Annotated in this window: 27 protein-coding genes and 1 tRNA gene; 15 read left to right on the top strand and 13 right to left on the bottom strand. The window is 71.6% G+C overall.

The features are described 5' to 3' along the window. Positions 1-419: 419 nt before the first annotated feature. A complete protein-coding gene (locus tag NE234_RS34805; RefSeq protein ID WP_252785171.1) occupies positions 420-989 on the bottom strand; it encodes a hypothetical protein in 570 nt (189 codons plus the stop codon). A 63-nt stretch (positions 990-1,052) separates the two neighbouring features. Here NE234_RS34805 and NE234_RS34800 point away from each other — a divergent pair, with 63 nt between their 5' ends. Genes NE234_RS34800 through mptB form a run of 3 tightly spaced genes read left to right on the top strand, consistent with a single transcriptional unit; the run spans position 1,053 to position 3,791 of the window. Beyond that, positions 1,053-1,388, top strand: coding sequence for an STAS domain-containing protein (locus tag NE234_RS34800; RefSeq protein WP_252785280.1), 336 nt, complete (start codon positions 1,053-1,055; stop codon positions 1,386-1,388). A 20-nt stretch (positions 1,389-1,408) separates the two neighbouring features. Next, the gene (locus NE234_RS34795) at positions 1,409-2,137 is read left to right on the top strand and encodes a glycosyltransferase family 2 protein (protein ID WP_252785170.1); all 729 of its coding nucleotides are present in this window, start codon (positions 1,409-1,411) and stop codon (positions 2,135-2,137) included. Next, entirely contained in the window at positions 2,124-3,791 is a 1,668-nt protein-coding gene (gene mptB / locus NE234_RS34790; protein WP_252785168.1) for a polyprenol phosphomannose-dependent alpha 1,6 mannosyltransferase MptB, read from the top strand. Before NE234_RS34795 ends, mptB begins: the two co-directional genes overlap by 14 nt. On the opposite strand, the gene NE234_RS34785 is transcribed toward mptB, so the two are convergent. After that, positions 3,676-5,913 carry a hypothetical protein gene (locus NE234_RS34785; RefSeq protein WP_406567111.1) on the bottom strand — a complete coding sequence of 746 codons (2,238 nt, stop codon included), beginning with the start codon at positions 5,911-5,913 and terminating at the stop codon, positions 3,676-3,678. The two genes, mptB and NE234_RS34785, sit on opposite strands and share 116 nt — an antisense overlap. 238 nt (positions 5,914-6,151) lie before the next feature. Here NE234_RS34785 and NE234_RS34780 point away from each other — a divergent pair, with 238 nt between their 5' ends. From NE234_RS34780 to pheA, 3 genes are all read left to right on the top strand, one after another. After that, positions 6,152-7,402 (top strand): glycosyltransferase 87 family protein, encoded by a 1,251-nt coding sequence (locus tag NE234_RS34780; RefSeq protein WP_252785165.1) that lies wholly within the window; start codon positions 6,152-6,154, stop codon positions 7,400-7,402. Continuing rightward, positions 7,399-7,854, top strand: coding sequence for a DUF4446 family protein (locus tag NE234_RS34775; protein WP_252785163.1), 456 nt, complete (start codon positions 7,399-7,401; stop codon positions 7,852-7,854). Before NE234_RS34780 ends, NE234_RS34775 begins: the two co-directional genes overlap by 4 nt. Before the next feature lie 85 nt (positions 7,855-7,939). Continuing rightward, positions 7,940-8,914: a prephenate dehydratase gene (pheA, locus tag NE234_RS34770; protein WP_252785161.1), complete on the top strand. Its 975-nt coding sequence runs from the start codon at positions 7,940-7,942 to the stop codon at positions 8,912-8,914. 123 nt (positions 8,915-9,037) lie between these two features. Here pheA and NE234_RS34765 read toward each other — a convergent pair whose 3' ends face one another. Then, entirely contained in the window at positions 9,038-9,847 is an 810-nt protein-coding gene (locus NE234_RS34765) for an inositol monophosphatase family protein (protein ID WP_252785159.1), read from the bottom strand. A gap of 187 nt (positions 9,848-10,034) precedes the next feature. Here NE234_RS34765 and serS point away from each other — a divergent pair, with 187 nt between their 5' ends. Both serS and NE234_RS34755 read left to right on the top strand, forming a co-directional pair. Continuing rightward, positions 10,035-11,294 carry a serine--tRNA ligase gene (serS, locus tag NE234_RS34760; RefSeq protein ID WP_252785157.1) on the top strand — a complete coding sequence of 420 codons (1,260 nt, stop codon included), beginning with the start codon at positions 10,035-10,037 and terminating at the stop codon, positions 11,292-11,294. Then, entirely contained in the window at positions 11,291-12,085 is a 795-nt protein-coding gene (locus NE234_RS34755) for an HAD family hydrolase (protein ID WP_252785156.1), read from the top strand. The genes serS and NE234_RS34755 overlap by 4 nt, the downstream gene beginning before the upstream one ends. A 184-nt stretch (positions 12,086-12,269) precedes the next feature. Here the strand turns inward: NE234_RS34755 and NE234_RS34750 are convergent, their stop codons facing one another. Both NE234_RS34750 and NE234_RS34745 read right to left on the bottom strand, forming a co-directional pair. Further along, positions 12,270-12,806, bottom strand: coding sequence for a bacterial proteasome activator family protein (locus NE234_RS34750; protein WP_305886737.1), 537 nt, complete (start codon positions 12,804-12,806; stop codon positions 12,270-12,272). Between the two features lie 13 nt (positions 12,807-12,819). Next, a complete protein-coding gene (locus tag NE234_RS34745) occupies positions 12,820-13,779 on the bottom strand; it encodes an NAD(P)H-quinone oxidoreductase (RefSeq protein WP_252785154.1) in 960 nt (319 codons plus the stop codon). 187 nt (positions 13,780-13,966) lie between these two features. Between NE234_RS34745 and NE234_RS34740 the strand changes: the two genes are divergently transcribed. Then, entirely contained in the window at positions 13,967-15,877 is a 1,911-nt protein-coding gene (locus NE234_RS34740; protein ID WP_252785152.1) for a nucleotide-binding protein, read from the top strand. A gap of 57 nt (positions 15,878-15,934) precedes the next feature. Here the strand turns inward: NE234_RS34740 and NE234_RS34735 are convergent. The 3 genes from NE234_RS34735 to NE234_RS34725 form a co-directional block, all read right to left on the bottom strand. Then, a tRNA-Ser gene (locus tag NE234_RS34735) sits at positions 15,935-16,023 on the bottom strand. Positions 16,024-16,110: 87 nt separating this feature from the next. Further along, positions 16,111-16,761 (bottom strand): MOSC domain-containing protein, encoded by a 651-nt coding sequence (locus NE234_RS34730; protein WP_252785150.1) that lies wholly within the window; start codon positions 16,759-16,761, stop codon positions 16,111-16,113. Between the two features lie 71 nt (positions 16,762-16,832). After that, on the bottom strand, positions 16,833-17,171 hold the full coding sequence (locus tag NE234_RS34725; RefSeq protein WP_252785149.1) for a hypothetical protein: 339 nt from the start codon (positions 17,169-17,171) through the stop codon (positions 16,833-16,835). 135 nt (positions 17,172-17,306) lie between these two features. Between NE234_RS34725 and NE234_RS34720 the strand changes: the two genes are divergently transcribed. After that, on the top strand, positions 17,307-17,468 hold the full coding sequence (locus NE234_RS34720) for a hypothetical protein (RefSeq protein WP_252785146.1): 162 nt from the start codon (positions 17,307-17,309) through the stop codon (positions 17,466-17,468). 24 nt (positions 17,469-17,492) lie between these two features. On the opposite strand, the gene NE234_RS34715 is transcribed toward NE234_RS34720, so the two are convergent. Further along, positions 17,493-18,245: a M15 family metallopeptidase gene (locus NE234_RS34715; protein WP_252785140.1), complete on the bottom strand. Its 753-nt coding sequence runs from the start codon at positions 18,243-18,245 to the stop codon at positions 17,493-17,495. A 99-nt stretch (positions 18,246-18,344) separates the two neighbouring features. Here NE234_RS34715 and NE234_RS34710 point away from each other — a divergent pair, with 99 nt between their 5' ends. Further along, positions 18,345-18,659: a hypothetical protein gene (locus tag NE234_RS34710; protein ID WP_252785138.1), complete on the top strand. Its 315-nt coding sequence runs from the start codon at positions 18,345-18,347 to the stop codon at positions 18,657-18,659. A gap of 41 nt (positions 18,660-18,700) precedes the next feature. On the opposite strand, the gene NE234_RS34705 is transcribed toward NE234_RS34710, so the two are convergent. Next, on the bottom strand, positions 18,701-19,162 hold the full coding sequence (locus NE234_RS34705; RefSeq protein ID WP_252785137.1) for a MarR family winged helix-turn-helix transcriptional regulator: 462 nt from the start codon (positions 19,160-19,162) through the stop codon (positions 18,701-18,703). A 144-nt stretch (positions 19,163-19,306) separates the two neighbouring features. Here NE234_RS34705 and NE234_RS34700 point away from each other — a divergent pair, with 144 nt between their 5' ends. Continuing rightward, positions 19,307-20,299 (top strand): pirin family protein, encoded by a 993-nt coding sequence (locus NE234_RS34700; protein WP_252785135.1) that lies wholly within the window; start codon positions 19,307-19,309, stop codon positions 20,297-20,299. A 150-nt stretch (positions 20,300-20,449) separates the two neighbouring features. Here NE234_RS34700 and NE234_RS34695 read toward each other — a convergent pair whose 3' ends face one another. Further along, a complete protein-coding gene (locus NE234_RS34695) occupies positions 20,450-21,310 on the bottom strand; it encodes a DMT family transporter (RefSeq protein ID WP_252785134.1) in 861 nt (286 codons plus the stop codon). After that, entirely contained in the window at positions 21,310-22,194 is an 885-nt protein-coding gene (locus tag NE234_RS34690; RefSeq protein WP_252785133.1) for a MurR/RpiR family transcriptional regulator, read from the bottom strand. Before NE234_RS34690 ends, NE234_RS34695 begins: the two co-directional genes overlap by 1 nt. Before the next feature lie 24 nt (positions 22,195-22,218). On the opposite strand from NE234_RS34690, the gene NE234_RS34685 reads away from it, so the two are divergent. Continuing rightward, positions 22,219-23,142 (top strand): oxidoreductase, encoded by a 924-nt coding sequence (locus tag NE234_RS34685; RefSeq protein WP_252785132.1) that lies wholly within the window; start codon positions 22,219-22,221, stop codon positions 23,140-23,142. Between the two features lie 287 nt (positions 23,143-23,429). Here the strand turns inward: NE234_RS34685 and NE234_RS34680 are convergent, their stop codons facing one another. Next, complete coding sequence (locus NE234_RS34680) at positions 23,430-23,882, bottom strand: iron chaperone (protein WP_252785131.1); 453 nt, start codon at positions 23,880-23,882, stop codon at positions 23,430-23,432. Between the two features lie 211 nt (positions 23,883-24,093). On the opposite strand from NE234_RS34680, the gene NE234_RS34675 reads away from it, so the two are divergent. Next, on the top strand, positions 24,094-25,125 hold the full coding sequence (locus NE234_RS34675) for an LLM class flavin-dependent oxidoreductase (RefSeq protein WP_252785130.1): 1,032 nt from the start codon (positions 24,094-24,096) through the stop codon (positions 25,123-25,125). Next, on the top strand, positions 25,122-25,766 hold the full coding sequence (locus NE234_RS34670; protein WP_252785129.1) for a maleylpyruvate isomerase family mycothiol-dependent enzyme: 645 nt from the start codon (positions 25,122-25,124) through the stop codon (positions 25,764-25,766). The genes NE234_RS34675 and NE234_RS34670 overlap by 4 nt, the downstream gene beginning before the upstream one ends. Position 25,767 lies beyond the last annotated feature (1 nt).

Below are 25,767 nucleotides of genomic sequence, written 5' to 3'. Positions count from 1 at the left end.
TGGACAACCGGTGGACAACTCGTGGAAAAGGCGGGCGCGCGACTCGGCGTCTCATGTCGGCAGGCCCTCACCGCGCTGGTCAGTGGCGCTTTCCCAGGCATGTGGACCCTGTGGACGGCGAAACCCACACCCTGTGGATAACCCGGTCGTGCGGGCCCGTGCGCGCGGCGATCGGTACGGCGGAGGGCCGGGAAGCCCGTACGGCACGACGTCGACGGTCCACCCGGGCGGAGGAGGCCGGACGGGGAGGCGTGCCCAGGAGCCCGCGACGGCCGGGCGGCCCGGAGTGCCACGTGTCACCGGCCCATCGAACCGGCCGGTGACGGATCGGGGAACCGCCCGCGAAGAACGCCGCAATTCCTCGTGGCGATCACGCGGAGCGCGTCGACCACCGCGCGAACGGCCGTGGTCGTAAAGGGTCAGGAGCCCGGCACCCGATCGACGGCCTCCTGAATGGCGCGAAAGGTCGGGCACGGCCATCGCCACATGCACGCCCGGCATCGGCACATCGGATTTCCGACGTCGCTGGTGATCCCGCCGGCGTCGCGCGGCTGGTGCAGATCGATGAGGCGCAGGGTCATTTCGCAGAAGGCGATGACGTCGTCGCGGGCGGAGGCGAGAAAGACGATGTCCTCGCGCGCGAGTCGCGCCTTCACGGGAACGTAGCCCTCGCGGTTGACCAGCCGGGACACGTACTGTGTCATGGACCGCCACGAACTGGACTTCTCGGATCTGGTGCGGATCGTCTCCAGACGTTCGCGGACACGGCGGTGTCCGAAATCGCCGGACATTCGGGTTGCCATCGCGCGTCGTGTCACCATCCCAGCTTCTCGCATGCCGACGCGCCGGTGGACGGATTCGCGGACATCGGCGGCGATATTTGAGAAGATCTCCATGTCGCTGCGCCGGAGCCAGAATTGACGGACATTTCCGTCGTAAGGGGCAGAAGTCGTGGGCTTCTTGGCAAAGCGCAGACCATAGCCCGGCAATGGGCGGGACCTAATCCCGTTCGGCTCTGGTTCACCCGCTCGGAGGGCGCTAGTGTGCGGCACGTGGAGCTAAAGGTCTCGACCGCATCTCAGGGAGGTCACGCCGTCGTCTCCGTCTACGGCGAGGTCGATCTCTATACGGCACCCAGATTGCAAGCCGAGCTGGCCTCGCTCGTTCGCGACGGAGCCGGCCGGGTCGTGGTGGACCTGAGCGGGGTCGAGTTCTGTGACTCGACCGGGATGAACGTCCTGCTCTCGGCCATGAAACGACTCCGTGAACACGGCGGAACACTGGAGCTGGCGTCGCCGCGCCCGGCGGTGCGCCGCATCCTTCAGGTCACGGGCCTCGACACGGTGTTCTCCGTGCACGATGCCCTACCGGCCCTGGAAGGCACCTGACCGCCACTACCATCGCCATCATGCAGGCGGACACGGCCGTCATCATCGCGGCCAAGGATGAGCAGGACCGGATCGCCGCGACGGTGGAGGCGGCGGCGTCGCTGCCCGGGGTGGACCTCGTCGTCGTCGTCGACGACGGGTCCACCGACGCGACGGGACGGCTGGCCGAGGGCGCGGGCGCGAAGGTCGTACGGCACTCGCGCAACCGTGGCAAGGGGGCGGCGATGGAGACGGGCGCCGCCGCCGTCCGGTTGCTGGACGGCGACGTCCCGCGTCATCTGCTGTTCCTCGACGCGGACCTCGGCGACACCGCCCGGCTGGCGGGGCCGCTGATCGAGCCGGTCCGTGCGGGCACGGCCGCGATGACGATCGCCGCGTTCTCCGAGCGGGTGAAGCTCGGCGGCCACGGCTTCGTCGTCCGCCTGTCCCGTGACGGCATCCAGCGCCTGACCGGCTGGACGCCGACCCAGCCGCTGAACGGCCAGCGCTGCCTCACCCGGCAGGCGTTCGAGGCGGCCCTGCCGCTCGCACCCGGATTCGGGGTCGAGACGGGGCTCACCATCGACCTCCTGCGCCAGGGTTTCAAGGTGACCGAGGTCGAGGTCGCCCTGTCGCACCGCGCCACCGGCACCGACTGGCGGGCGCAGCTGCACCGCGCCCGGCAGTTCCGCGACGTCGGACGGGCGCTCGCCGCCCGTGAACCCGCCGTGGCCCGGCAACTGGCCCGGCTCCGTCGTGACCCGCGCTGACCGACTGGGCTTCGCGGGGCTGTCCGCCGCGGCGCTCGGCCTGGTCTGCTTCCTGACCGTGGCGCTGCTCGGACCGTCCGTGATGGAGCCCGTCCTGTCCGGCGGCGCCGGGCAGCCGCCGTACTCCCTCACGGCGCACCCTTCGGCGCACCCGGTCCTCGCGCTGACCGCGGCCGGGGTCGGGCTGTCGGCGCTCGGCCTCGGCCTGTGCCTCTTCGCGTCCCGGCGCGGCTGGTGGATCCGGCCGCGGATCCTGCTGATCGCGGGCGCCGTCGTGGCCGTCGCGTTCATGTTCATGCCGCCCATCGGCTCGGCGGACCACCTCAACTACGCGGCGTACGGCCGCATGGCGGTCACCGGCAACGACCCGTACGCCACGGCGCCGCGCGACCTGCCCGCCGACCCGGTCATCGGCGCCGTCCAGGACTGGCGGAACGCCCCCACCCTGTACGGCCCGATCGCGACGGCCCAGCAGAGTCTCGCCTCGCTGATCGGCGGAGACTCCGTACGGCTCACCGTCTTCGTGATGTCGGTGACCGAGGTGATGGCCTTTCTCGCCGTCGGGCTGCTGCTGGCGCACGCCGCCCGCGGCGACCGGGACCGCCGGCTGCGCGCGGCGCTGCTGTGGTCGGCCAACCCCCTCATCCTGTACGCCGTGGTCGCCGGGGCGCACAACGACGTCCTCGCGCTCGCGTTCGCGGTCGCCGGGCTCGTGGTGTTCGCGCTGCCCGACCCGCCGTGGGCGCGCCGGCCGGACGGCCGGACGCTCGGCCGCTGCGTCGCCGCCGGGATCCTCATCGGCGCCGGTGCCGCCGTCAAGCTCAACGTCGCGCTCGCCGGCGCCGGGCCGGGCTGGGTTCTGCTGCGCGAGTGGTGGCAGGCGCGTGCCGCCGCCGGTCCCGCGCGACCGGCCGTACGGACGGGCGCGGGCGCGGTGGCCGCCCGGCTGCCCGCGCCGCGCGGCGCCGCGCTCGTCCGGTCGCCCGCCTCGCCCGGGTCGGCGCTCGCCCGGCTCGTCGCGCTGCCCGGTGCGGCGCTCGTCGTCACCGGCCTGGCGTACCTCATCGCCGGGCCGCACTCGTTCGACCAGCTGCAGCGCGCGTCGAAGGCGGTGGCGCTGGCCACGCCCTGGCACCTGTTCGCCGGGACGGACGGCGGGCTCCTGCTGACGCTGCCGCGCTCGGCCGTCCAGAACTCGGCCATCGTCCTGACCGCCGTCCTGGCCGTCCTGCTCCTGCGCGCCGCGCCCCCGTCCCGGCTGCGGGACGTCCGCGTCGCCGCCGACCCGACCGGTGAGGACGCGCTGCGGATCACCACGGTGCTGGCGATCGCCTGGCTGTTCGCCGCGCCGTACGCCCTGCCCTGGTACGACGGCCTCGGCTGGGCGACGCTGGCGCTCGTGCCGTGGTCGCGGCTCGACGGGCTGCTCCTGGCCCGTACGAGCGTGCTGGCCCTGGCCTACCTGCCCGCCCGCGACCCGCGGCTCGCCGGGCTCCCGCGCTCCCTCGACTGGCTGATCACCGACGTGCGCTCGCGGGTCACCCCGTGCTTGCTGACGGCTCTTCTGATCGCTCTGGTCGTGGTGGCGCTTCGTTCCCGGCGAGCTCCAGCGCCCGTACGCTCGCCGCGAGCGCCAGCGGAACCGCGACCGTGAACGCCATCGCGGGGATCGCCGTGCCGGAGTCGTTGACGAGCATGCCGACCACCGCGGTGACCAGCGCGGCGGTGAGCGTGGCCCGCAGGGCGGGAGCGCGCTCGTAGGCCATGTGCAGCGCGGCGGCGCGCCAGGCCAGCGGCCGCAGCAGGCCGAAGAACAGGAAGCCGATGCCGAGCACGACGATCGCCGACAGCTGCCAGTGACTGAACGTGCCGATCATTCCGAGGAACTTCCGCATGACGACCGTACCGGCGTCGCCGCTCGTCAGCTGGTCCCAGAACTCCCCGATGTGGGTCGGGTTCGCCCGCAGCGAGTCGAGGAACGAGACGCCCAGCACGAGCACGGCCCCGGCCGCGAGCACGGCGATGACCCGCGTGGGCCGGACCCGGCGTCCGGCGATCATGAATCCGAAGACCGTGAAGCCGGGGATCACCGCGATGATGCCGCCGAAGTCGGCTCCCCACATCGGCCCGCCGTCGATGACCAGCGCGACCACCCCGGCCACGACCACGATGGCGAGGGGGACGAGGCGCCGGTCGCCGCGCCGGGCGATGGCCAGGCCCGCCAGTGCGCCCGCCGCGATGATCAGCCCGGTGACCCACAGCGCGTAGGTCGTGTTGCCGAAGCCGTAGAAGCGGCCGGCGACGACGGGGGTGTACCCGAGCATGCTGCAGTTCTGCAGGTGGTTCCCGGTCATCACGTCCAGGCTCAGGAACAGCGCGGTCGCCCCGGCGACGATCGCGCCCGGCCCGGTCACGGACCGGCGCCACGGCCCGGCCAGCGCCGCGCCCGTGACCAGGACGGCGCCGGCCAGGATCGCCACCCCCAGCGTCAGCGCGGGATGCCCGCTGCGCCACCACGGGACGACGTTGGCCAGGAACGACGCGACCGGCAGCGCGCCGGCCGCCAGCGCCAGCACCTTGGTCGCCGCGAGCCGCCGGTCGCTCTTGCGGCGCAGCGCCACCGTCGCCAAGGCGTACAGGGCGACCTGCACCACGATGAGCACGATGTAGAACGGCATGACGTACCGGCTGTAGATCCGCGCGTGGGTGTCCCGGTCCGCCATCGCGCGCACCACGCGGGGCACCGACGCCGACTTCCGGCCGTCGAGGCGCCACGGCGAGCCCACCGCGTCCTTCGGCTGGGCGATGCCGAGGGTGTGCAGGATGGTCGACGTCACGTCGGTGAGCGTGACCAGGCCGCCCGTGCGCGTGGAGTTCGCGGTCAGGTAGCGCGGGGCGTATCCCGGCCCGGCGGCCATGGCGACGTGCAGGCGCTCGCTGCCGGTGTTGTCCGACAGCCCGGCCAGCAGCACGGTCGTACCGGCGGGCGCCGCTCGCAGGATCCGGCCGACCTGCGCGTCGGCGGCCGACGCCGCCGACGCGCGGACCTTCGGCGTGACCCGGACCGGGTGGCCGTTCACGTCGACGCCGGCGTCGACGTAGGCGCGGACGACGTCGTCGACGTCGGCCACCGTGAGCGCGCAGCGCGACCACGCGTCGGCGGGCGTCTTGTCGGCCGACGGGTAGTACCCGTCGACGCGTCCGGCGCGGTCCGCCACGCCGACCGCCGCGCCGGGACCGATCGCCATCGTGCAGGCCCCGGCGCCGTGCACGGCGTCACCGAGGAGGCCCAGTTTCGACCCGTACTTGCTGTGCGCGTTGTCCTCGCGCATCCCGGCGAAGCCCGGGACGGACGTGCCGGTCGGCGCGGCCGGCAGGCCGCAACTGCCGTGGCGCAACTGGGAACGCTGCCCGGCCGACAGGGTCAGCCAGCCGTCGATCGGGCAGGTGTGCCCGCCCACCGTCTTGACCGAGAGCATGCCGACGGCCGCCTGGCCCGTCAGCTTCCAGAGGTTCGGGGTGCCGGTCCGGCGGATGTCCCCCCAGCGCAGCCCGGGAACGCCGATGAGCAGCACCCGCCCACGGCTCTTCGCGGACGTGCCCGCGGTCGGCGAGGAGGCCGCCGAACCGGCGGAGGTGGTGGGCGTCGGCGTCGGGCTCGCCGCCCCCGGGCTCGTCGCGCCCGGTGTCGGCGACGCGTCGGTGGGCGCGGCGGTCGCCATGCCCGGCAGCAGGCCCAGCGACGCGGCCGTGAACAGCACCACCACGGCGATCACAGCGCCCAAATGGTGACGTTCCGCCTTTCGTGGCCGTGCCACGATCACCTCCGGAATCTTGGGACGCCCCCAGGCTAGTGCCGTGTCCACCATGCTCGCCGGTGTACTCCGCTTTGCCGATCTTCGCGTCCCGGAGGCCACTGCGGCGGCCTTTTCGTCACCGCGTGGTCCCCTTCCCGGCCGTTCACCGGCCCCGTACGGCACCGCAGCACTGCGCGCGGTGGGACAGGATGGACCCATGGCTGAGCGAAGGACGAAACGCGAGATCGCGATGGTCGTCGCGGGGCTCGCGATCGTCGTGGCCGCGGTGGGGCCGCTCGCGCTGCACTGGCTGACCAACGCGCCCGACCAGCGGATGGTCGACCTGGACGTCTACCGCTCCGGCGGGCAGGCCGTGCTGCGCGGCGCGCCGGTCTACGACTTCATGACCCAGCCGCCGCAGCTGCTGCCGTTCACCTATCCACCGTTCGCCGTGCTGCTCGCGGTGCCGCTCGCCTTCCTCCCGTGGGCCGCCGCCCAGTGGGTGTGGGCCGGCCTCATCCTGCTCGCGCTGACGGTCACGGTCCGCTACGCCTTCCGCGGCCTGCTCCAGCGGTTCCCCGCGTGGGCGCCCGTCCTCACCGGGGTCCTCGTCGCGATCTGCGCGTACCCGATGCCGCTGCGGGACCAGTTCCGGTTCGGGCAGGTCGACGTCTTCCTCGTGGCGATGTGCGTGGCGGACTGCGCCGCGCCCCGGACGCGCTGGCCCCGCGGCCTGCTCGTCGGGCTCGCCACGGCGATCAAGCTCACGCCGGGCGTCTTCGTCGTCTACTTCCTCGTCACCGGCCGCCGCCGCGAGGCGGTCAACGCCGTCGTCGGCGCCGCGGTCGCCACCCTCGGGACGTTCCTGGTCCTGCCGGCGGACTCGGCCGACTACTGGTTCGGCGCCCTGTTCGACAGCGAACGGCTCGGTTCCAACACCGCCACGACGAACCAGTCGATCCGCGGCATGCTGCTGCGGGCCTACCTGCCGAGCCCCGTCGTGGCCGCGCTGTGGCTCGCGTGCGCGGCGCTGATCGCCTACGTCGGCTTCCGCGCCGCGCGGCGTGCCGCACAGGCGGGCGACGAGATCGGCGCCGTCGCGATCACCGGGCTCGTGGGGGTGCTCGTCTCTCCGGTGTCCTGGATCCACCACCTCGCCTGGCTCGTCGTCGTCCTCGGCGCGCTGGCCGGAACCGGCCGCGACCGGAAGGGCCTCGCCCTCGCCGCCGGCGTGTGGCTGTTCTACGTCCTCACGATCCCGTGGTGGGGGATCGACCTGCTCGCCCACCACGTCGGCCCACGTCCGATCGGGCGGATCGTCCAGGACGCGTACGGCCTGGGGGCGCTCGTCCTTCTCTTCGTGTTCCATCGCCGGCGGCCGGCGGAGATGGGGCCGGGCCGGAGATCCGAAAGTGATCGCGTGGATGCGTCGCGTGACGAGCCCAAGGTGGGTACGCTCGGATCGTGATCCTCGTCACGATCGCCCTGGCCGCCGTCGGCATCGGGCTCCTCGGTCTCTACGCCGGGCTGACCGCCCGGCGTCGCGCCGCACAGGCCGTCGAGGAGTGCATCGAGCTGGTACGCCGTCGCCTGGAGACGGCCGCCGACGTCACCGACGGCCGGGCCATCCGCGATGTCGCGATCGTCCACTACGACGCGCTGCGCGAGGACGCCGGAGGACTGTCCTTCTCCCTGGCCCTCCTCAACGCCGCGGGAGACGGCGTCGTGCTCACTTCGATCAACGGGCGCACCGAGACCCGCACCTATGCCAAGATCGTGCACAGTGGCCGCAGCCTGCAGTTGCTTTCTCCAGAAGAGGACCAGGTCGTACGCGCGGCCAGGCTCGGCCAAGGGCCGCAGATCCGGCTCGACGACGGGCGCGACATCGGCGTGCACGGGGGATCCTCGACGTCCATGTGACCGGCGAACGGTGCTTCCCAGCTCTGAACCGCCCATAACCTGGGGTGACGCCGGATCTGTCCAGCAGCGGCATGAGGGGACCTCCGTGACCGACGACAGCCCGCGAAACGCGGCCGCACCGGCCGACCGGCCCGAGCTCTTCGCCTACTTCGGCCCTGAGGGCACCTTCACCGAGGCCGCCCTCCTCACCCTGCCCGAGGCGCGGCGGGGCAGCCGCGAGCCGTTCACGACGGTGCCGATGGCGCTGGACGCGGTCCGCCGCGGCGACGCGGACGCCGCGATGGTCCCCCTGGAGAACTCCGTCGAGGGCCCGGTGACCACGACCGTGGACGAGCTCGCCGACGGCGACGCGCTGCTCATCACCGGCGAGGTGCTCATCCCGGTGGAGTTCGCGCTGCTCGTACGGCCGGGCACCGCGCTGGAGGACATCAAGAACATCTGCACCCACCCGCACGCGCACGCGCAGTGCCGCCGCTGGCTGGCCCGTACGCTCCCGGACGCCCACGTGGCGACCGGGACGTCCACCGCCGGCGCCGCCATGGCCGTCGCCGACCCCACGTCGGGCTTCGACGCCGCGATCGCCGCGCCGATCGCGGGCGAGCGGTACGGCCTGGTGCCCGCCGCGGAGAGCATCGCCGACCGTCCGGGCGCGGTGACCCGGTTCGTCCTCGTCCGGCGGCCCGGCCCGCCCGCGGCGCCGACCGGATTCGACCGCACCTCGCTGATGGCGTACATCACCGACGACCATCCGGGCGCGCTGCTGGAGTTCCTCACCGAGTTCGCGGTCCGCGGCGTCAACCTGACCCTCATCCAGTCCCGGCCGACCGGGGGCGGCTTCGGCCGCTACCGCTTCTGGATCGACTGTGAGGGCCACGTGGCGGACGCGCGGGTCGGCGAGGCGCTCATGGGCCTGCGCCGCATCTGCTCCGACGTGCGCTTCCTCGGCAGCTACCCGCGCGCCGACCAGGGCCGCATCGAGATCCGGCGGGGCACCCACGACAGCGACTTCGCCGAGGCGTCCGCCTGGCTGCACGCCATCCGCTCCGGCCACGACCTCTGACGCGAGACGGCGGCGGCCCCGGCCCCGGAGCCACCGCCGACGAGCCGCGTCACATGACCTGGACGTAGTCGCCGGGCGTGGCGATCGACAGGTATGCCTCGGCCATGCCGGTCGGCTACACGATCAATCCTGGGCGTGCCGGTCGGAGAGCCGGGCCAGGACGGTGTCGTGGAGGAGGCCGTTCGTGACGATGGCGCAGTTCCGGTCGATGCGGGGTTCGCCCGCCAGATCGCTGAACCGCCCGCCGGCCTCCTCGACGATCACCTGGATCGGCGCGTTGTCCCAGATCTTGCCGCGTGGGTTGAGACTGACGTCGCAGCGGCCCTCCGCCACCAGCATCTGCCCCCAGAAGCAGGCCGAGGCGAACTCGTACCGCGCTGCCCTCGACAGGCCGAGCAGGCCGGGGACGAGGCCGCGCGACTCCCAGTGGTCCAGCGCCGCGTACGAGAGGTGGACGTCCGCCAGGTCGTCGACCCCGGACACCTGGATCCGCCGGCCCTCGCGCGCCGCGTCCGGCGTGTCGAGCCATGGCGGCCCGCTGGTGTACGCGCCGTGGCCGCGCGCCGCCCACCAGCGGCGGCCCATCGCGGGAGCCGACACGACGCCGACGGTGATCCGCCCGTGCTCCTCCAGCGCGATCAGCGTCGCGTACACCTCGATGCCCCGCGTGTAGTTGTCGGTGTGGTCGACCGGGTCGAGGATCCAGCGGCGGCCTTCGCCCGGCGTCTCGTCGAACTCCTCGCCGAGGACGCCGTCGTCCGGCCGGTGCTCGGCGATCAGCGCCCGCAGCTCCCGCTCGGTCGCGAGGTCGGCCTCCGTCACCGCGGACCGGTCGGGCTTGGTCCGCACGTCGAGGTCGGCGCGCCGGAACCGGCCCATCGTGACGGCGTCCGCCCGGTCGGCCAGGAAGAGCGCGAATGAGAGATCATCCATGCCCGTGACTCTGCCATCGTCGGCGGTGCCGCGACCCTGATCATTTCGTGCTCTTCGACAGGACAACGGCTCGGTCCCGCCCGGCGTCCACCGCGCATGGAATCATCGAGGCCGCTGTCGGCCGGATCGGCCGGATGATCGGTTATCCGGTCGGTCCGGGGGCGGGGCGGGCGGTAGCCTCGTCTCTGTGATTGACCTGCGAGCCCTTCGAAACGATCCCGACCGGCTGCGCGCGAGCCAGCGCGCCCGGGGCGAGGACGAGGCCGTCGTCGACGAGCTGCTCGGCCTGGACGAGCGGCGCCGATCCGCGCTGAGCGCCTTCGAGTCGCTGCGCGCGGAGCAGAAGAGTTTCGGCAAGTCGGTGTCGAAGGCGCAGGGCGATGAGCGGCAGAAGCTGCTGGACCGGGCCAAGGAGCTCGCCCAGCAGGTGAAGGAGGCCGACGCCGAGGCCCAGCGGCTCGACCAGGAGCTGCAGGCCCTCCTGTTCACCGTGCCGAACGTCGTGGAGGAGGACGCGCCCGAAGGCGGCGAGGAGGACTACGTCGTCCTGGAGACCATCGGCACGCCGCCCGCGTTCGACTTCGAGCCGAAGGACCACCTGGAGCTCGGCGAGCGGCTCGGGGCCATCGACATGGAGCGCGGGGCGAAGGTCTCCGGCGCCCGGTTCTACTTCCTGACCGGGGTGGGCGCGCAGCTGCAGATGGCGCTGCTCAACCTGGCGATGGAGCAGGCGATCGAGGCCGGGTTCACCCCCATGATCCCGCCGGTCCTGGTGAAGCCGGAGTCCATGGAGGGCACCGGGTTCCTCGGCGCGCACGCGTCGGAGGTCTACCACCTGCCCGAGGACGACCTGTACCTCGTGGGCACCTCCGAGGTGCCGCTCGCGGCCTACCACCGCGACGAGATCGTCGACGCGCTGCCCCGGCGGTACGTCGGCTGGTCGTCCTGTTTCCGGCGGGAGGCCGGCTCGTACGGCAAGGACACCCGCGGCATCATCCGGGTGCACCAGTTCGACAAGGTCGAGATGTTCTCCTACTGCGACCCGGAGGACGCGCACGAGGAGCACCTTCGCCTGCTGAACTGGGAGAAGCAGATGCTCGCCAAGGTCGAGCTGCCGTACCGCGTGATCGACGTGGCGGCGGGCGACCTGGGGGCGAGCGCGGCCCGCAAGTACGACTGCGAGGCCTGGGTGCCGACGCAGAGCCGCTACCGCGAGCTGACCTCGACCTCCAACTGCACCGAGTTCCAGGCGCGCCGGCTGTCCGTGCGCTTCCGCGACGGCGAGGGCCGCACCCGCCCGGTGGCGACGCTGAACGGCACGCTGGCCACGACCCGGTGGATCGTCGCGATCCTGGAGAACCACCAGCAGGCCGACGGCTCGGTGCGGGTTCCGGAGGCGTTGCGCAAGTACCTCGGACGCGAGGTGCTCGAGCCCGTCACGCGATGACTCCCCGGGTCGTCGCCACGGACCTGGACGGCACCGTCGTCCGCAGTGACTACACGGTGTCCGAGCGCACCGTGGCGGCGTTCGCCCGCGTCGAGCGGGCGGGTGCCATGCTCGTCCTCGTGACGGGCCGCCCGCCGCGCTGGATGCGGTCCGTCGCCCACTTGGTCGCGCACCGGGGCCTGGCGATCTGCGCGAACGGCGCGATCACCTACGACCTGCACACCGAGCAGGTCGTGGACACGCACCTCATCCCCGTCGACCGGCTGCGTACGGCGGTCGCGGTGCTCGGTGAGGCGCTGCCGGGTCTGGGCTTCGCGGCCGAGTACGACGACGGGATGCTCTACGCGCACGGCTTCGAGCTGTCCTACTGGGACTCGCAGACGCCCCGTACGCCGACGCCGATCAGAGAGCTGGTGGCCCGGCCGGCGGCCAAGCTGCTGGCCCGCCACCCCGAGCTGGAGGCCGACGCCCTGCTGGCCGAGGCGCGACGGCTCGTGGGCGACCTGGTGCTGCCGACCCACTCGAACGGCGACCGGCTGATCGAGATCAGCGCGCCGGGGGTGTCCAAGGCGAGCACGCTCGCCGAGCTGTGCGGCCGGTACGGCGTCGAGGCCGCCGACGTCGTGGCGTTCGGCGACATGCCGAACGACCTGCCGATGCTGGAGTGGGCGGGCCGCTCGTACGCCGTGGCGAACGCGCATCCGGAGGTGCTGGCCGCCGTCCACCACAAGGTGCCGGCCAACGACGAGGACGGCGTCGCCCGCACGATCGAGGAGCTCTTCCCCGGCTGACCGGCCCCGGTACGGAGCCCGATCCTGGTATGGAGCCCGGTCCCGGTAATGGAGCCCGGTCCCGGTTCGAGGCCGGTTCACGTACGAGGCCGGTCCCCGGTTAGAGGCCGGTCCCTGGTATGGGGCCGGTGGTCGGGGGTCGGCGCGGGAGCCGGCGTGGGCCGGTCCCGCGCCGCCTGACGGTTTACAGGTACGGGCCGGACGAGCGGCCGTTGCCCGGGTCGTCCTGCTGGGGGATGACCCCGGGGGGAAGGGCGCGCCGCATCTGCTCCAGCTGGGCGCGGGCCGCCATCTGCTGGGCGAACAGCGTGGTCTGGATGCCGTGGAACAGCCCTTCGAGCCAGCCGACGAGCTGCGCCTGTGCGACGCGGAGCTCGGCCTCGCTCGGGGTGACCCCGGTGTCGGTGAACGGCAGCGAGATGCGTCCCAGCTCCGCGATCAGCTCGGGTGCCAGGCCGTCCTCGAGCTCCTTGATCGAGCGCTGGTGGATCTCGGCCAGGCGCGCCCGGCTGGCCTCGTCGAGCGGCGCGGCCCGGACCTCCTCCAGGAGCTGGCGGATCATGCTGCCGATGCGCATGACCTTGGCCGGCTGCTCGACCATCTCGGTGACCGGTCGTTCCTCCGACTCGGCGTCGCCCTTGGGCTCTCCGGCCACGATGGGCATGCCGTTGGGTCCGACGACGACGACCTGTGGGTCTTCGCTGTTCAGTGGATTATTCATAGATGTCCCAGTCTCACACCGTTAGAACGATCTTGCCGACGTGCGTGCTCTCCTCCATCACGCGGTGCGCCGTGGCGGCGTCCGCCATGGGAAGGGTACGGTCCACGATCGGGCGTACGGTCCCGTCCTCCAGCAGCGGCCACATGCCCTCGCGTACCGCCGCGACGACCTCGGCCTTCTCCTTCAACGGCCGGGCGCGCAGCGAGGTTGCGTGGACGGACGCCCGTTTCGCCAGCAGCTTGCCCAGGTCGAGCTCTCCCACCCCGCCGCCCTGCAGGCCGATGACGACGAGCCGGCCGCCGGTGCCGAGGGCGTCGATGTTCCGGGGGAGGTACTTGGCGCCCATGATGTCGAGGATCACGTCGACGGGGTGGGCCGCCTCGACGAAGTCCTCCGTGCGGTAGTTGATCGCGACGTCGGCGCCCAGCTCCCGGCAGCGCTCCAGCTTCTCCTCGGTGCCGGCCGTGCACAGCACCCGTGCCCCGTGCGCCTTGGCGAGCTGGATGGCCATCGTCCCGATCCCGCTCGAACCGCCGTGGACGAGCAGCGACTCGCCTGCATGGAGCCCGGCCACCATGAAGACGTTCGACCAGACGGTACAGGCGACCTCCGGCAGGGCGGCCGCCTCGACCAGGCTCAGGCCGCGCGGAACGGGCAGGAGCTGCCCCGCGGGCACGGCCACGCGGGTGGCGTATCCGCCTCCGCTGAGGAGCGCGCAGGCCTCGTCGCCGACCTTCCATCCGGTGACGCCGTCGCCGACCGCGGCGACGCGCCCGGACACTTCGAGGCCCGGATACTCCGATGCGCCTTCCGGCGGTGGATAAAATCCCCGTCGTTGCAGGGTGTCGGCGCGGTTGACACCTGCCGCAACGACGTCGAGCAACACCTCGTCATGACCGATGACGGGGTCGGGCACTTCGCGCCAGTGCAATACGTCTGGATCGCCCGGTTTTTCGATGACGATGGCATGCATGGGTTTCACGGTAGCCGGGGATGCTCCAGCGACACGGTATTGGTCAATGCCTGTGGTGGCTTAGGCTGCGGATGAACATATCGTGCTGATTCATCCACTGCGCGTCCGCGAGGGGGACCTGGTGGCCAAGAACGATCAGGATAAAACGGGCCGTTCTCTTGAAGAGCAGCTCGCGTCTCTTGATGCCATGAACAGTGAGTCCGCCGAGCCGCGGGACCAAGCCGCGGAGGAGGCCGCGCCGCCCAACCCGTGGACGAACACCCCTCCGGCGCCGATGTTCCCCGCGCCGCCGGCGGACGCGGCGCAGCCGGCCGACGAGGAGCGGCCGGCCGGTGAGGGCCAGCCGGCCGGTGAGGCTCAGCCGCCGTACGCCTTCGGGGCGCCGGGGTACCCGCCGCCGCCGGAGTTCGGCGTGCCCCCGCAGTTCCCGGGCACGCCGTCGCAGGAGTACGGCCCCGGATTCCTCCCCTTCCCGCAGCAGGGTTTCCCCGGCTCCGCGCAGGAGCCTCAGGACGGCGGTGCGGCCGAGCAGCGGGACTCCGGCCGGCACCCGCAGGGCGACCGTACGGACGAGGTGCCGGCCCAGCCGTACGATGCCGGGCCCGCGGACCCGGACGACGGCTCGGCGCCCTACGACGTGCAGCAGCCGGCCCAGCCGGCCGATCCCGCGGCAGACCGGGAGCCGGACATCGACGACGCCGAGCGGACCCAGTTCGTCGAGCAGCAGCGCCCCATCGCCGAGGTCACCCAGGCGGACGGCTTCGAGGTGTACGGCGACGGCGGCTACCCGGGCTACCCGCAGTACTCCGCTCCGGGGTTCGGCCCGGCGCCCTACGCGCCGCCGCCGGCCGGCTACCCGGCGGCCGAGCAGGCCCAGCCCTATCCCGGCGCGGCTCCGGACTACTCGGCGCAGTACCCCGGATCCCCCGACTACGGGCCCCAGCAGTACCCCGGCCGCCCCGCCGAGCAGCCGGGCCAGCCCTACGCCCCACCGCAGTACGGCGGCCGGCCCGAGGCCGCGCCGTACGGCGGCCGGCAGGACGCCCCGCCCTTCCCCCAGCAGGAGGCGCCGCCGTTCCCGCAGGAGGCGCCCTCGTACGCACAGCCGGACGACGGCCCGCCGTTCCAGCCGCTGCCGGAGACGTACGCCCAGCAGCAGGGCGCCGGGCCGACCTCCGACAGCCTGAGCGCCGACACGCTGCTGCGCGGCCGGCGGCAGGCCCCCGCCAACGGCTGGCGCCGCGCGCTCTACAAGGCGTCGGGCGGCGTGATCCACCCGGGTGAGTCCCCGGCCGAGCTGCGCCGCCGCGAGCTGCTGGCCCGCGCCCGTACGCCGGTGGCCGGCGGCCACCACCGGGTCGCGGTGATGAGCCTCAAGGGCGGCGTCGGCAAGACCACGACGACGGTCGGGCTCGGCGCCACGCTCGCGTCGCTGCGCGGCGACCGGGTGATCGCGGTGGACGCCAACCCCGACCGCGGCACGCTGTCGGACAAGGTGCGGCTGGAAACCGCGACGACCGTCCGTGACCTGCTCAACGAGCACGAGCAGATCCAGCGGTACGCCGACGTGCGCGCCTACACCTCCCAGTCCCCGTCCCGGCTGGAGGTGCTCGCATCCGACCGTGACCCGGCGGTGTCCGAGGCGTTCAGCGAGCAGGACTACCGCACGGTCGCGCACGTCCTGGAGCACTTCTACTCGATCTGCCTGACCGACTGCGGCACCGGCCTGCTGCACTCGGCGATGGCGGGCGTCCTCGGCCTGGCCAACCAGCTCGTGCTGGTCAGCTCCCCGTCGGTGGACGGCGCCCGCTCGGCCTCGGCGACGCTGGACTGGCTGGAGGCCCACCACTACGGCGAGCTGGTCCGCGGCGGCGTCGTCGTGCTGTCGATGGTGCGGTCACGCAGCCGCAGCACGGTGGATCTCGACCGGCTGCAGGCCCACTTCGAGAGCCGCTGCCGCGCCGTCGTCCGCATCCCGTACGACCCGCACCTGGAGGAGGGCGCGGAGGTGGAGCTGGACCAGCTCTCCCCCGCGACGAGGGACGCCTACCTCGTTCTGGCCGCGACGGTCGGCGACGGCTTCGCCTGGCCGCGCTGACCCCGGAACGAACGCGAGAGGCCGCCGCCCGGCACGGGCGGCGGCCTCTTCGGTCGGCGGAGGGTGTGGGATTCGAACCCACGAGGACTGTCCCCAGCCCTGGGCGCTTTCAAGGCGCCTGCACTAGTCCACTATGCGAACCCTCCAAGTGGTCAACACCTTAGCGGCCCGAGCGAGGCCGCGCGCGCCGGACACCTGCCGTACGCCGGGTCTCACCGAGGGCGGGCGAGGTATCAGCCGGTGCGGCGCCGTACCCGCCGCCGGTCCTCCTGCGGCAGGGCCTCGGCCACCGACAGCCTGGGCAGCAGCTCCGGCTCGAAGGTCAGGGCGCGGAAGGCCAGCGCGACGGTGACGTCGTGCGCCGGGCGGTCCTCGACCGTGATCGAGTCGCCGGCCCGGATGTCGCCCGGTTCGATCACCCGGAGGTACGCGCCGGGGAGGGCGGCCCGGGTGAACCGCTTGATCCAGCCCTGCTGCTCCATCCAGCCCTGGAAGGTGCCGCAGGGGATGCGCGGGCAGGAGACCTCGAGCAGGACCCGCTCGCCGACGCGCCAGCGTTCGCCGATCAGCGCGCCGTTCACGTCGAGGCCGGAGGTCGTGAGGTTCTCGCCGAAGACGCCGTCCGGCAGTTCGCGGCCCAGCTCCGCCGCCCAGCCGTCCAGGTCCTCGCGCGCGTAGGCATACACCGCCTGGTCGTCGCCGCCGTGGTTCCGGACGTCGTATACGCGGTCACCGGCGAGGCCGACGGCGCCCGTGCCCTTCGGCCCCGGCGCGGTGACGGCGACCGGCCCGTCGACGGGACGCTTGTCGATGCCCGTGATTCCCGTGGTCTTCCACGGGTTCGGCCGTGGCCGTCCGATGTTGACCGAAAGGAGCAGCGCCATGGTCGAACGGTAAGCGGACGGCGCGCCCTGCGCGACTGATTTGTCCTTCGGTTTCGTCCGTCGGCCGGGGCTCATCCGTCCGAGGGCCAGTGTTGCCAGTCGAACGCGTCTCGCCATCCCGGTGCGTCGGCCGCCCAGGCGGTCAGAACCTCGTGGACCTGCCAGAGGTCGACGGCGACGGCCTCGAAGTGCCGGTCCGCCGCGCCCTCGCGGTACTCCACGGCGAACGTCCCGTCGACCTCCCGGTACACCTGCATGTAGTGGCCGGCCCCGGGCGCGTCGAGCCGGTCGACGATGAGGTACTGGTTGTCCGGTCCGAGCTCGTCCAGCAGCCGGAGGAGGAGGGCGCCGGAGGGAGCGTCGTACGCCGCGCCGCGCGCTGTTTCAGCGCGCACTTCCGATCCGCCCATGCGTGTCACGTTATGTGACGCTTCCGAGGTTGGAAAGCGCGGCCGCCGACCGCCCGACGTCCCTGGTCATACCCGGTCTCGCCGGATGTGGCGAAAGGTCGGTGACCTCGGCGTATCTCCACTATCTTCACGTGCATGCCGAAAAACGAACAGGATCCTGCGGGCAGCACCCAGCAGTTCCGGGCGTTCGCCAACCGGGGAGACTCCGCGTCGTCCGGCCCGAACACCGGGCTGATCATCGGCGGCGGGGTCGTCCTGCTGGTGGTCATCGTGGTGATCGCGCTCCTCGTCATCTGACGGCGGCACGCCCGCCGCGACCGGTCAGTGGCCGCTCTCCGAGAAGTGCTGGAAGTCCCAGGGACCGCCCCACGTGCCGCCCCAGCCCCAGCCGATCGAGCGGAAGGCCCGGACCACCTTGTCACCCGCATGGATCACGCCGGGGTCCTTGCGCTTGCGGTCGCCGTACTTGACGCAGCGCGGGTGCTCGATGTGGCCGTTGGAGTGCACGTAGGGGTTCTCGCACGTGTTGAGATCGACGGCGAGCCCGTACGCGTGCTGCGACCAGTTACTGGACCCCGTGGCGTTCCGGCAGTTGAACGCCGAGGTGTTGTCGGCCTCGATCGAGTCGAAGTCGCTGCCCTTGTACTTGTCGACGAGCTCCATGCGCCGGATCGGATAGCGCTGGTCGTACAGCTTGTGGAAGACGCTCACGACCTTGGAGGCCACGCGGGCGTTGACCACCATCTCGCCCTGGTGCGGCTTGTGGTCCATGCCCCAGTACGTCATCCGGATCAGCCGGAGGTCGTCGAGACCGACCGGGCAGCCGGAGTGCCAGGAGTACTTGACCGTCGCGCGCGACGGAATCTTCGAAATCTTTGCGGTGAAGGTCTGCGGTCTCGCCGAGGCCGTTGCGGAAGGCGAGGAGGTCGGGGTGGCTGAGCCCGGAGTGGTGACCGGCGACGTCGCCGCCGGCGCGGCGGGCGGACGGGCCGTCGTACCCGACGATCCTCCGCCACAGGCCGAAAGTGCCAGAGCCGCGCCACCCAGGACGGCGGCCAGGGTCAGGCGTTCCATAACGGAAGGATTACATGCGGGCGCCGGTGCTTCGTCCGTAATCGGCGGGCGAACTAGTCTGCCGCTACGGCCGGGGCAGTCGATCCGCGAGGACCGATCATGACGGATACGGGCGAGAAGCGGCGACCGACCCTCGGCATGCGGGAGATCACCGCTGTCGGTAGCGGACTCGTCACCTTCATCCTCGTCGACTCGATCATGATGTACTCCGCCCTCGAGATGAATCTCTCCGGCGGCAAGGACTTCAGCCTGCTGGCCCAGGCGCTGGCGCTGCTGCTGCTGGCGTTCGGGCTCGGCGGCTTCCTCGCCTGGAAGATGACCGGCTTCACGCGGCTGTACGGCGTCGGGCTGATGTGCGGCTGGACGTTCATGACGCTGTTCTCGCTCGGCTTCTGCACCGGGCTGAACTCGTGACCTCGGCCGGCTCGCACCCGACGGGCCTCGCCGACCTGCGCTCAGCGGGCCTTGCCGACCTGCTCGACGACGGCGCTGAAGGCCCGGCCGACCGCCTTCAGGTCCTCCGGGTCGATGACATCGATGAAGTACTCCCGTACGGTGGCGACGTGATCGCGCGCGGCCCGCTCCAGGAAGGCGAAGCCCTTCTCGGTGAGCTCGGCGTTGACTCCGCGCTTGTCGTCGCCGCACGTGCCGCGCGAAACGAGACCCTTGCACTCCAGGCGTGCGACGGTGTGGGAGAGACGGCTCCGCGACTGGCTCGCGTACTCGGCGAGTTCGGCCATGCGCAGCCGCCGGTCGGGAGCCTCGGAGAGCCGCACGAGGATCTCGTACTCGGCGGTGGTCAGCCCGTGCTTGGCCTTCAGGTCACGGTCGAGGAGGTCGGCCAACCGGACGCTGCCCTCGATGTAGGCGCGCCAGTCACGCTGTTGGGAGGCATCGAGCCAGCGCGGTTCGCTCATGTCTCCATGATACTTATTGATTGAATTTTCAACAAGCTTCGACTAGCGTGCGGTGCGGCTGTTCGGCGTGCCGGAGCGAGGGTGCGGCGGAATAGTTGAATCTTCAATCACGTTCCACTGGTCGTATCGACCGAGGAGGACCCGATGCCCGCCGTCACCGCAGACCCGCTGACCCTGACCCGACTGCCCCGCCTGCCGGAGCAGGACACCGCCTGGCGGCCGGTCGCGAAGGTCGTCACCGCCTCCAAGCACCTCGAAGGAGAGGGCTTCCAGGTCCGCCGGCCGTTCCCCGGCATCGACCTGTCGCTGGCCGACCCGTTCCTCCTGCTCGACCACATGGGCGCGGTGGAGTACGCGCCGGGTGAGGCGAAGGGCACGCCGTGGCATCCGCACCGCGGCTTCGAGACCGTGACCTACATCATCGACGGCGCGTTCCAGCACCAGGACACCACCGGCGGCGGCGGACTGATCACCGACGGCGCCACCCAGTGGATGACCGCGGGCGCCGGGATCCAGCACATCGAGCAGCCCACGCCCGAACTGGTCACCAAGGGCGGGCTCTTCCACGGCGTGCAGCTGTGGGTGAACCTGCCGCGCGCCCAGAAGCGGGTGCCGCCGCGGTACCAGGACATCGAGTCCCGTGACGTGGCGCTGCTGTCCAGCGACGACGGCTCGTCCATCGTCCGGGTCATCGCCGGCGAGCTGGCCGGACACCAGGGGCCCGGCGTGACGTACACGCCGATCACCTACCTGCATGCGACGGTCGCGCCCGGCGCGCGGCTCACCCTGCCGTGGCCGCGCGACTTCAACGCGCTGGTGTACGCCCTGTCGGGCCGTGGCCAGGCGGGACCGGACGGGCGGCCGGTGGACGAGGGGCAGCTCGCGGTCTTCGGCAAGGGCGACGCGCTCACCGTCACGGCCGCCGACTCCCAGCCGCTGGCCGGCCGGAACGGCTGGGAGATCCTCATCCTCGGCGGCCTGCCGATCCGGGAGCCGATCGCGCGGTACGGCCCGTTCGTGATGAACACCCGCCAGGAGATCATCGAGGCGTTCGAGGACTTCCAGGCCGGCCGGATGGGCACCGTCCCCGCCGAGAAGGTCCCGCACCGCAGCGCCGCCGACGAACCGCTCGCGTAACACACGGGGTCGATCCCCCCCCGGATTTCGGACAACTGATGAGACATCCGGCCGGGAGGGGGGGTTCTGACGGGCCAGGTTAAAGATCGTTTGTGTTATGCGAGGGAATATCCAACTTCGTCGGAGGGGGAGGGTCCGACTCGGCGGGCGTCAGAGGCTGACCGCCGCGATTCCGGCGAGGACGATCGCGGCGCCGATGATGCGGCGCGCGAGGTGGGTCTCGTGAAAGAGCCGCCAGGCGAGGAGGGATCCGACGACGATGGAGGATTCGCGCAGGGGGGCGACGAGCGCGACGGGTGCGGTCCGCATGGCGGTGAGGACGAGGATGTAGGCCAGCGGGGAGAACACCGCGACGGTCAGGATCGGCGCCGCGTTCGTCCGGATGGCGGTCTGGATCTGATCCCGTCGGTGGAGGGCGCGTGGGGTCAGGAGCAGGCTCTGCAGCAGGAACGCGCCGGTGAAATAGGTCACGGGGGTCTGGTGCAGGGATGTGACCGAGTAGCTGTCCCAGAGGGTGTACGCCGCGATCGTGGCACCGGTCGCGGTGCCCCAGAGCACGCCGCGAAGGGGGTGGCGTTGACCGCTTCGGAAGGGGTTGCCGGCGACGATGACGATGCCGGCGACGACGACGATGGCGCCGATCACCGCGATCCCGGTGGGCCGCTCTCCGAGGAGGAGGATCGCGGACAGCATCGTCAGAACGGGCCCGGTCCCACGAGCGACGGGGTAGACCACGCCGAGGTCGAAGCGGTCGTAACCGGCCTGCAGTGTCAAGGAGTACACCGCGTGCAGTACGGCCGAGACGATCGAACCGGCCGCGAGCTGCCAGCTCACCGGCTGCGTGCCGGCGATCACGGGGGCGATGCCGATCGGCACGCACAGCAGTGCCGCCGCGCAGGTGTAGGCCCAGACGAACAGGATGGTGTCGCCTCGTTTGTACTTCGACATCGTGTTCCAGACCGCATGCGCGACCGCGGCGACGAGGACGATGGCGATGGTGCCGGGCCGCATCAGTGGATGTCGGGGAGGTCGATGCTCGCGTGCGCGGCTCGGCGGCTTCGGTCCGGGTCCCGGACGGCGAGAGCGGCCGCCAGCGCGTCGATGACGACGAGGTGGGCGAGCCGGCTTCCCGCAGCGGCCATTTGCGCCGGCAAGGGTGCGCCGCCGACGACGAGGGCGATGTCGGCGAGGACGGCGAGCGGCGTGTCGTACTGATTGGTGATCGCGATCAGCGTCGCGCCGGCGGAGCAGGCGGCGTCGGCGACACTGACCGTCGATGAGGTGCGTCCAGTCGAGCTGACGGCGATGACGACGTCCTCGACGCCGAGGAGGCGCATCGCGATCATCGCCGACTCGTGGTCCGGGATGGCCGAGACCTTCACGCCGAGTGCGCGGAGGCGGAACACGGCGTCCGCGGCGACCGCCGCGGATGTGCCTGCACCCACGACGATCACTTGACCCGCTCTTCGCAGCGCGGTGACCGCTTCGTCCAGAGCGGCGAGGTCCAGGGCGCCACTGAGTGCGGTCATCGCGTCGATGCCCGTTCGTACCGATGTCTCCAGCACGGTGGCCGTCGAGGCGTTCTCGGCGAGTGCTTCGGAGGGCGCGAAGAACTCGGTGGTCCCACGGGCGCGAGCGATCTCGAGCTTGAGCTCGGTGAAGCCGTTGAACCCGATCGCGCGCGCGGCGCGGACCACGCTCGGGGCGGACACACCGGCGCGTGCGGCGACCTGCGAGGTCGTGCTCGTGCCGACGAACAACGGATCCGAAAGCAGGAGGTTCACCACCTTCGCCTCACTCGCGGCGAGACCGCCGCTGCGAGCCTGGATGATCCCGAGCCATCTCGTGAGCGGATCATCGCCGGGAGAAATTTCATTACCGCTGCCATGGGCCATGTGTAACAGCGTAACCTGGCCATCATGGCCAAGATCGACTCTCCAGAGAAGATGGCAACGTCCAGGCACCCGACCGTCGCCGTGGTGGGTCCGGGGGCGATCGGCACCACCGTCGCGGCGGCGCTGCACGAGGCCGGCCGGACCCCGATGCTCTGTGGCCGCACGGCTCGCGAGTGCCTGGAGCTGCAGGACGCCGAAGGTCTCGTCGTCGTGCCCGGTCCGGTGCGGATCGATCCAGCGCAGACCGAAGAGGCGGTCGACCTTGTCTTCCTCGCCGTCAAATCGACACAGGTGGACGCGGCGGCGCCGTGGCTGTCGGCGTTGTGCCATGCGGACACCGTGGTCTGCGTTCTGCAGAACGGCGTCGAGCAGGAATCGACCGTCGCGCCCTATGTCCCTGACCGCCCGGTAGTGCCCTCTGTCGTGTGGTTCCCGGCCCAGGTCCAGCCCGGCGGTTCGGTGTGGCTGCGCGGCGAGGCCCGCCTGACCGTGCCGGACGTACCGGCGGCCCGGGTGGTGCTCGACGCACTGCGCGGTACCCGGTGCGCGGTCGATGTGGCCGCGGACTTCACGTCCGTGGCGTGGCGCAAGCTGCTCCAGAACGCGGTCGCCGGGCTGATGGTTCTCAGCGGCCGCCGTTCAGGCATGTTCCGCCGCGCCGACATCGCCCGGTTGTCCCTGGACTACCTGAAGGAGTGTCTTGAGGTCGCCCGCGCGGAGGGCGCGGTCCTGGGCGACGAGGTGCCGCAAGAGATCGTCGCCGCGTTCCAGGCGTACCCGGCCGACATGGGCACCTCCATCCTCGCCGACCGTGAAGCCGGCCGGCCGCTCGAATGGGATCTCCGCAACGGTGTCATAGTCCGGCGTGGGCGAGCTCATGGCATTCCGCTGCCCATCAGCGAGGTGGTGGTGCCACTGTTGGCATCCGCGAGCGACGGACCCGGCTGACCCCGACCACCAATCCCCCGAATCGGCGGAAACCACTCTCCCGAGGGGGAGTGCTTATTGCGAGGCGTCTACTAGGAGTAGAAAATTCTTCTCCTGGTAGACGCTTTGGATTCGCTGCCGGCAGGAGGTGTCGCCGGTTTGGTCAAGCGCTGACCATTTGCCGTGCTTCGTCAGGCTATCTTCTGACCAGAACGTGAAGCTGATCGGCTTCGCCGCCCCACCGGCGGCCCTATCGGGCTCCGCCCTGGGACACGTGGAGGGCGGCCACTGTGAGAGCCGAGGAGATGTCAGCTCGCCGCCTGCTTCACGAGCTCGGCGATCCGCGCCTCCACCTCGGGGGTGATCTCGGCCAGGGCGAATGCGACCGGCCACATCGTTCCGTCGTCCAGCTTGGCCACGTCGCTGAACCCCAGCGACGCGTAGCGCGTCTTGAACTTCTTCGCGGGCTGGAAGTGGCAGACGACCTTGCCGTCCAGCGCGTAGGCGGGCATCCCGTACCACGTCGTCGGCGCGAGAGCCGGGGCGTTGGCCGTGATGACGGCATGCACCCGCTCGGCCATGGCCCGGTCCGAGTCCTCCATCTCGGCGATCTTCGCGAGCGCGTCCCGCAGCGCCTCCGCCGCCTTTTCGGCCTTTGAACTGCGCCGCGCCGACTTCTTCATCTCCTGGGCGTGGTCCTTCATCGCGGCCCGCTCCTCGGCCGTGAACCCCTCGTACGCCTTGTCGGCGGTGTTGCTCATGGTTGATCTCTTTCTTGCGGATCGCTTGATGGTCGAGGCTTTGAGAGATGGTCTTACGCCCATCCGGTGAACCCCTGTGACGAACAGACTAGAAGCGATGCCGGAACTCGCGCTTCTCGATTCCTGATCATCTAGGCGCGTGAGCGCGATGCGTTCAGAGGACATGCATGCAGACTGTACGTACAGGCTGCATGTATGTATGGTGTGCGGCGTGATCGACATCGGTGTTCTTCTCCCCACCCGGGAAGCCGCGATCAGCGGCGACCGGGACGTGACACGACTGATCGACTTCGCGCGGCGTGCGGAGGACCTGGGCTTCGGGTCCGTATGGGCCGGTGACTCACTGACCGCACGGCCCCGCGTGGAACCACTCACCCTCCTGTCCGCCGTCGCCGCCGCGACCTCCACCGTGGGCGTCGGAACGGCGGCGCTGACCGGCGCGCTCCGGCAGCCGCTGCTCGCCGCGCACGCGATCACGACACTCGACCTCGTCAGCGAAGGCCGGCTGACGCTGGGCCTCGGCGCGGGCTTCCCCTACCCGCAGACGGCGGCGGAGTTCGCCGCGGCCGGTGTGCCGTTCACCGAGCGGCTCGGCCGCCTGCTGGAGACCGTACGGCTGTGGCGGTCGCTGTGGAGCGTCGACCGGCCGGACACGTTCGACGGCCGCTACTGGCGCTTCGAGGGCCTCGCCGACCTTCCGGCGCCGGCGCGGCCGGGCGGACCGCCGCTCTGGCTGGCCGGTGCCGGGCCGAAGGCGGTCGACCGGGTCGGGCGGCTCTTCGACGGCTGGCTGCCGTACCTCCCCGATCCCGTGGAGTACGGCCGGCAGCGTACGGAGATCGACGCGGTCGCCGCCGCGGCCGGACGCGAGCCCGATGCGGTCACGCCCGCGCTGTACGTGACCGTGCTCCCGCAGCGTGATCCGGACCGGGCGCGGGCGGAGCTGGAGACCTACGTCCGGGGCTACTACGGCTCTTCGCTGGACGACATGGCGCGGCTCCAGGCATTCATCGCGGGCACGCCGGACGAGTGCGTCGAGCGCCTGACGGCGTACGCGGAGGCGGGGGCGCGGCGGTTCGTCATCCGCGTCGGCGCCCTGGACGCTCTGCCCCACCTGGAGGCCGTCGCCCGGATCGCGGAGGCCGTACGGGCGGAGGCCCGAGCCGTCGCCGGGGGCGACGCGGTGAGGTCGGCGGGGGCCGTACGGGCGGAGACGCGGGCCGTCGCCGGGGACGTCCGATGAGGCGAGCGGAGGTCGTTGCGGGTCTGGCGGGGGAGTACGCGAGGTTCGCCGCGCTGATCGACGGGCTGTCGCCGGAGGAATGGCGCACGGCGACCCGGTGTACGGGCTGGGAGGTCCGCGACGTCGCCGGTCACGTCGTCGGGAACGTCGTCGACTCCGTGCGCGGGGTGATCGGCTCGCGTACGCCCGACGACCAGGCACGGGCGTTCCGGGACGCCGAGCCGGCGGATCTCGCCGCCCGGTTGCGCGAGGCCGCCGCCCGGCTCATCCCGTTCCTGGAGGCGCTCGACGACGCGGCCTGGGAACGGCCGAGCCCGCAGCCGCATCGGTCGCTCGGCAACGGCGTCCACACGCTCTGGTACGACGCGTTCGTGCACGGCGACGACATCCGGGCCGCGCTCGGGCGGCCCGGTGAACGCGGGCCCGGCCTGCTCGCGAGCGTCCGGTGGCTGCGCGACGAGCTGGAGCGGCTGGGGCGGGGCCCGGTCCGGCTGGTCCTCGACGGGGCCGGTGAGTACGCGGTCGGCGCCGGCGGCCCCGTGCTGCGGGGCGATCCCCTGCGGTTCGTGCTGGTGGCGACCGGACGGGCGGATCCGGGAGAGTTCGGGACGGACGCGAGCATCAACGTGCACCTACGATGAC

This window comes from Actinoallomurus rhizosphaericola (genome assembly GCF_024055675.1).
Classification (GTDB): domain Bacteria; phylum Actinomycetota; class Actinomycetes; order Streptosporangiales; family Streptosporangiaceae; genus Actinoallomurus; species Actinoallomurus soli.
The sequence above is the reverse complement of the archived record's forward strand: the minus strand, read 5'-3'. Positions and strand labels throughout refer to the sequence as shown.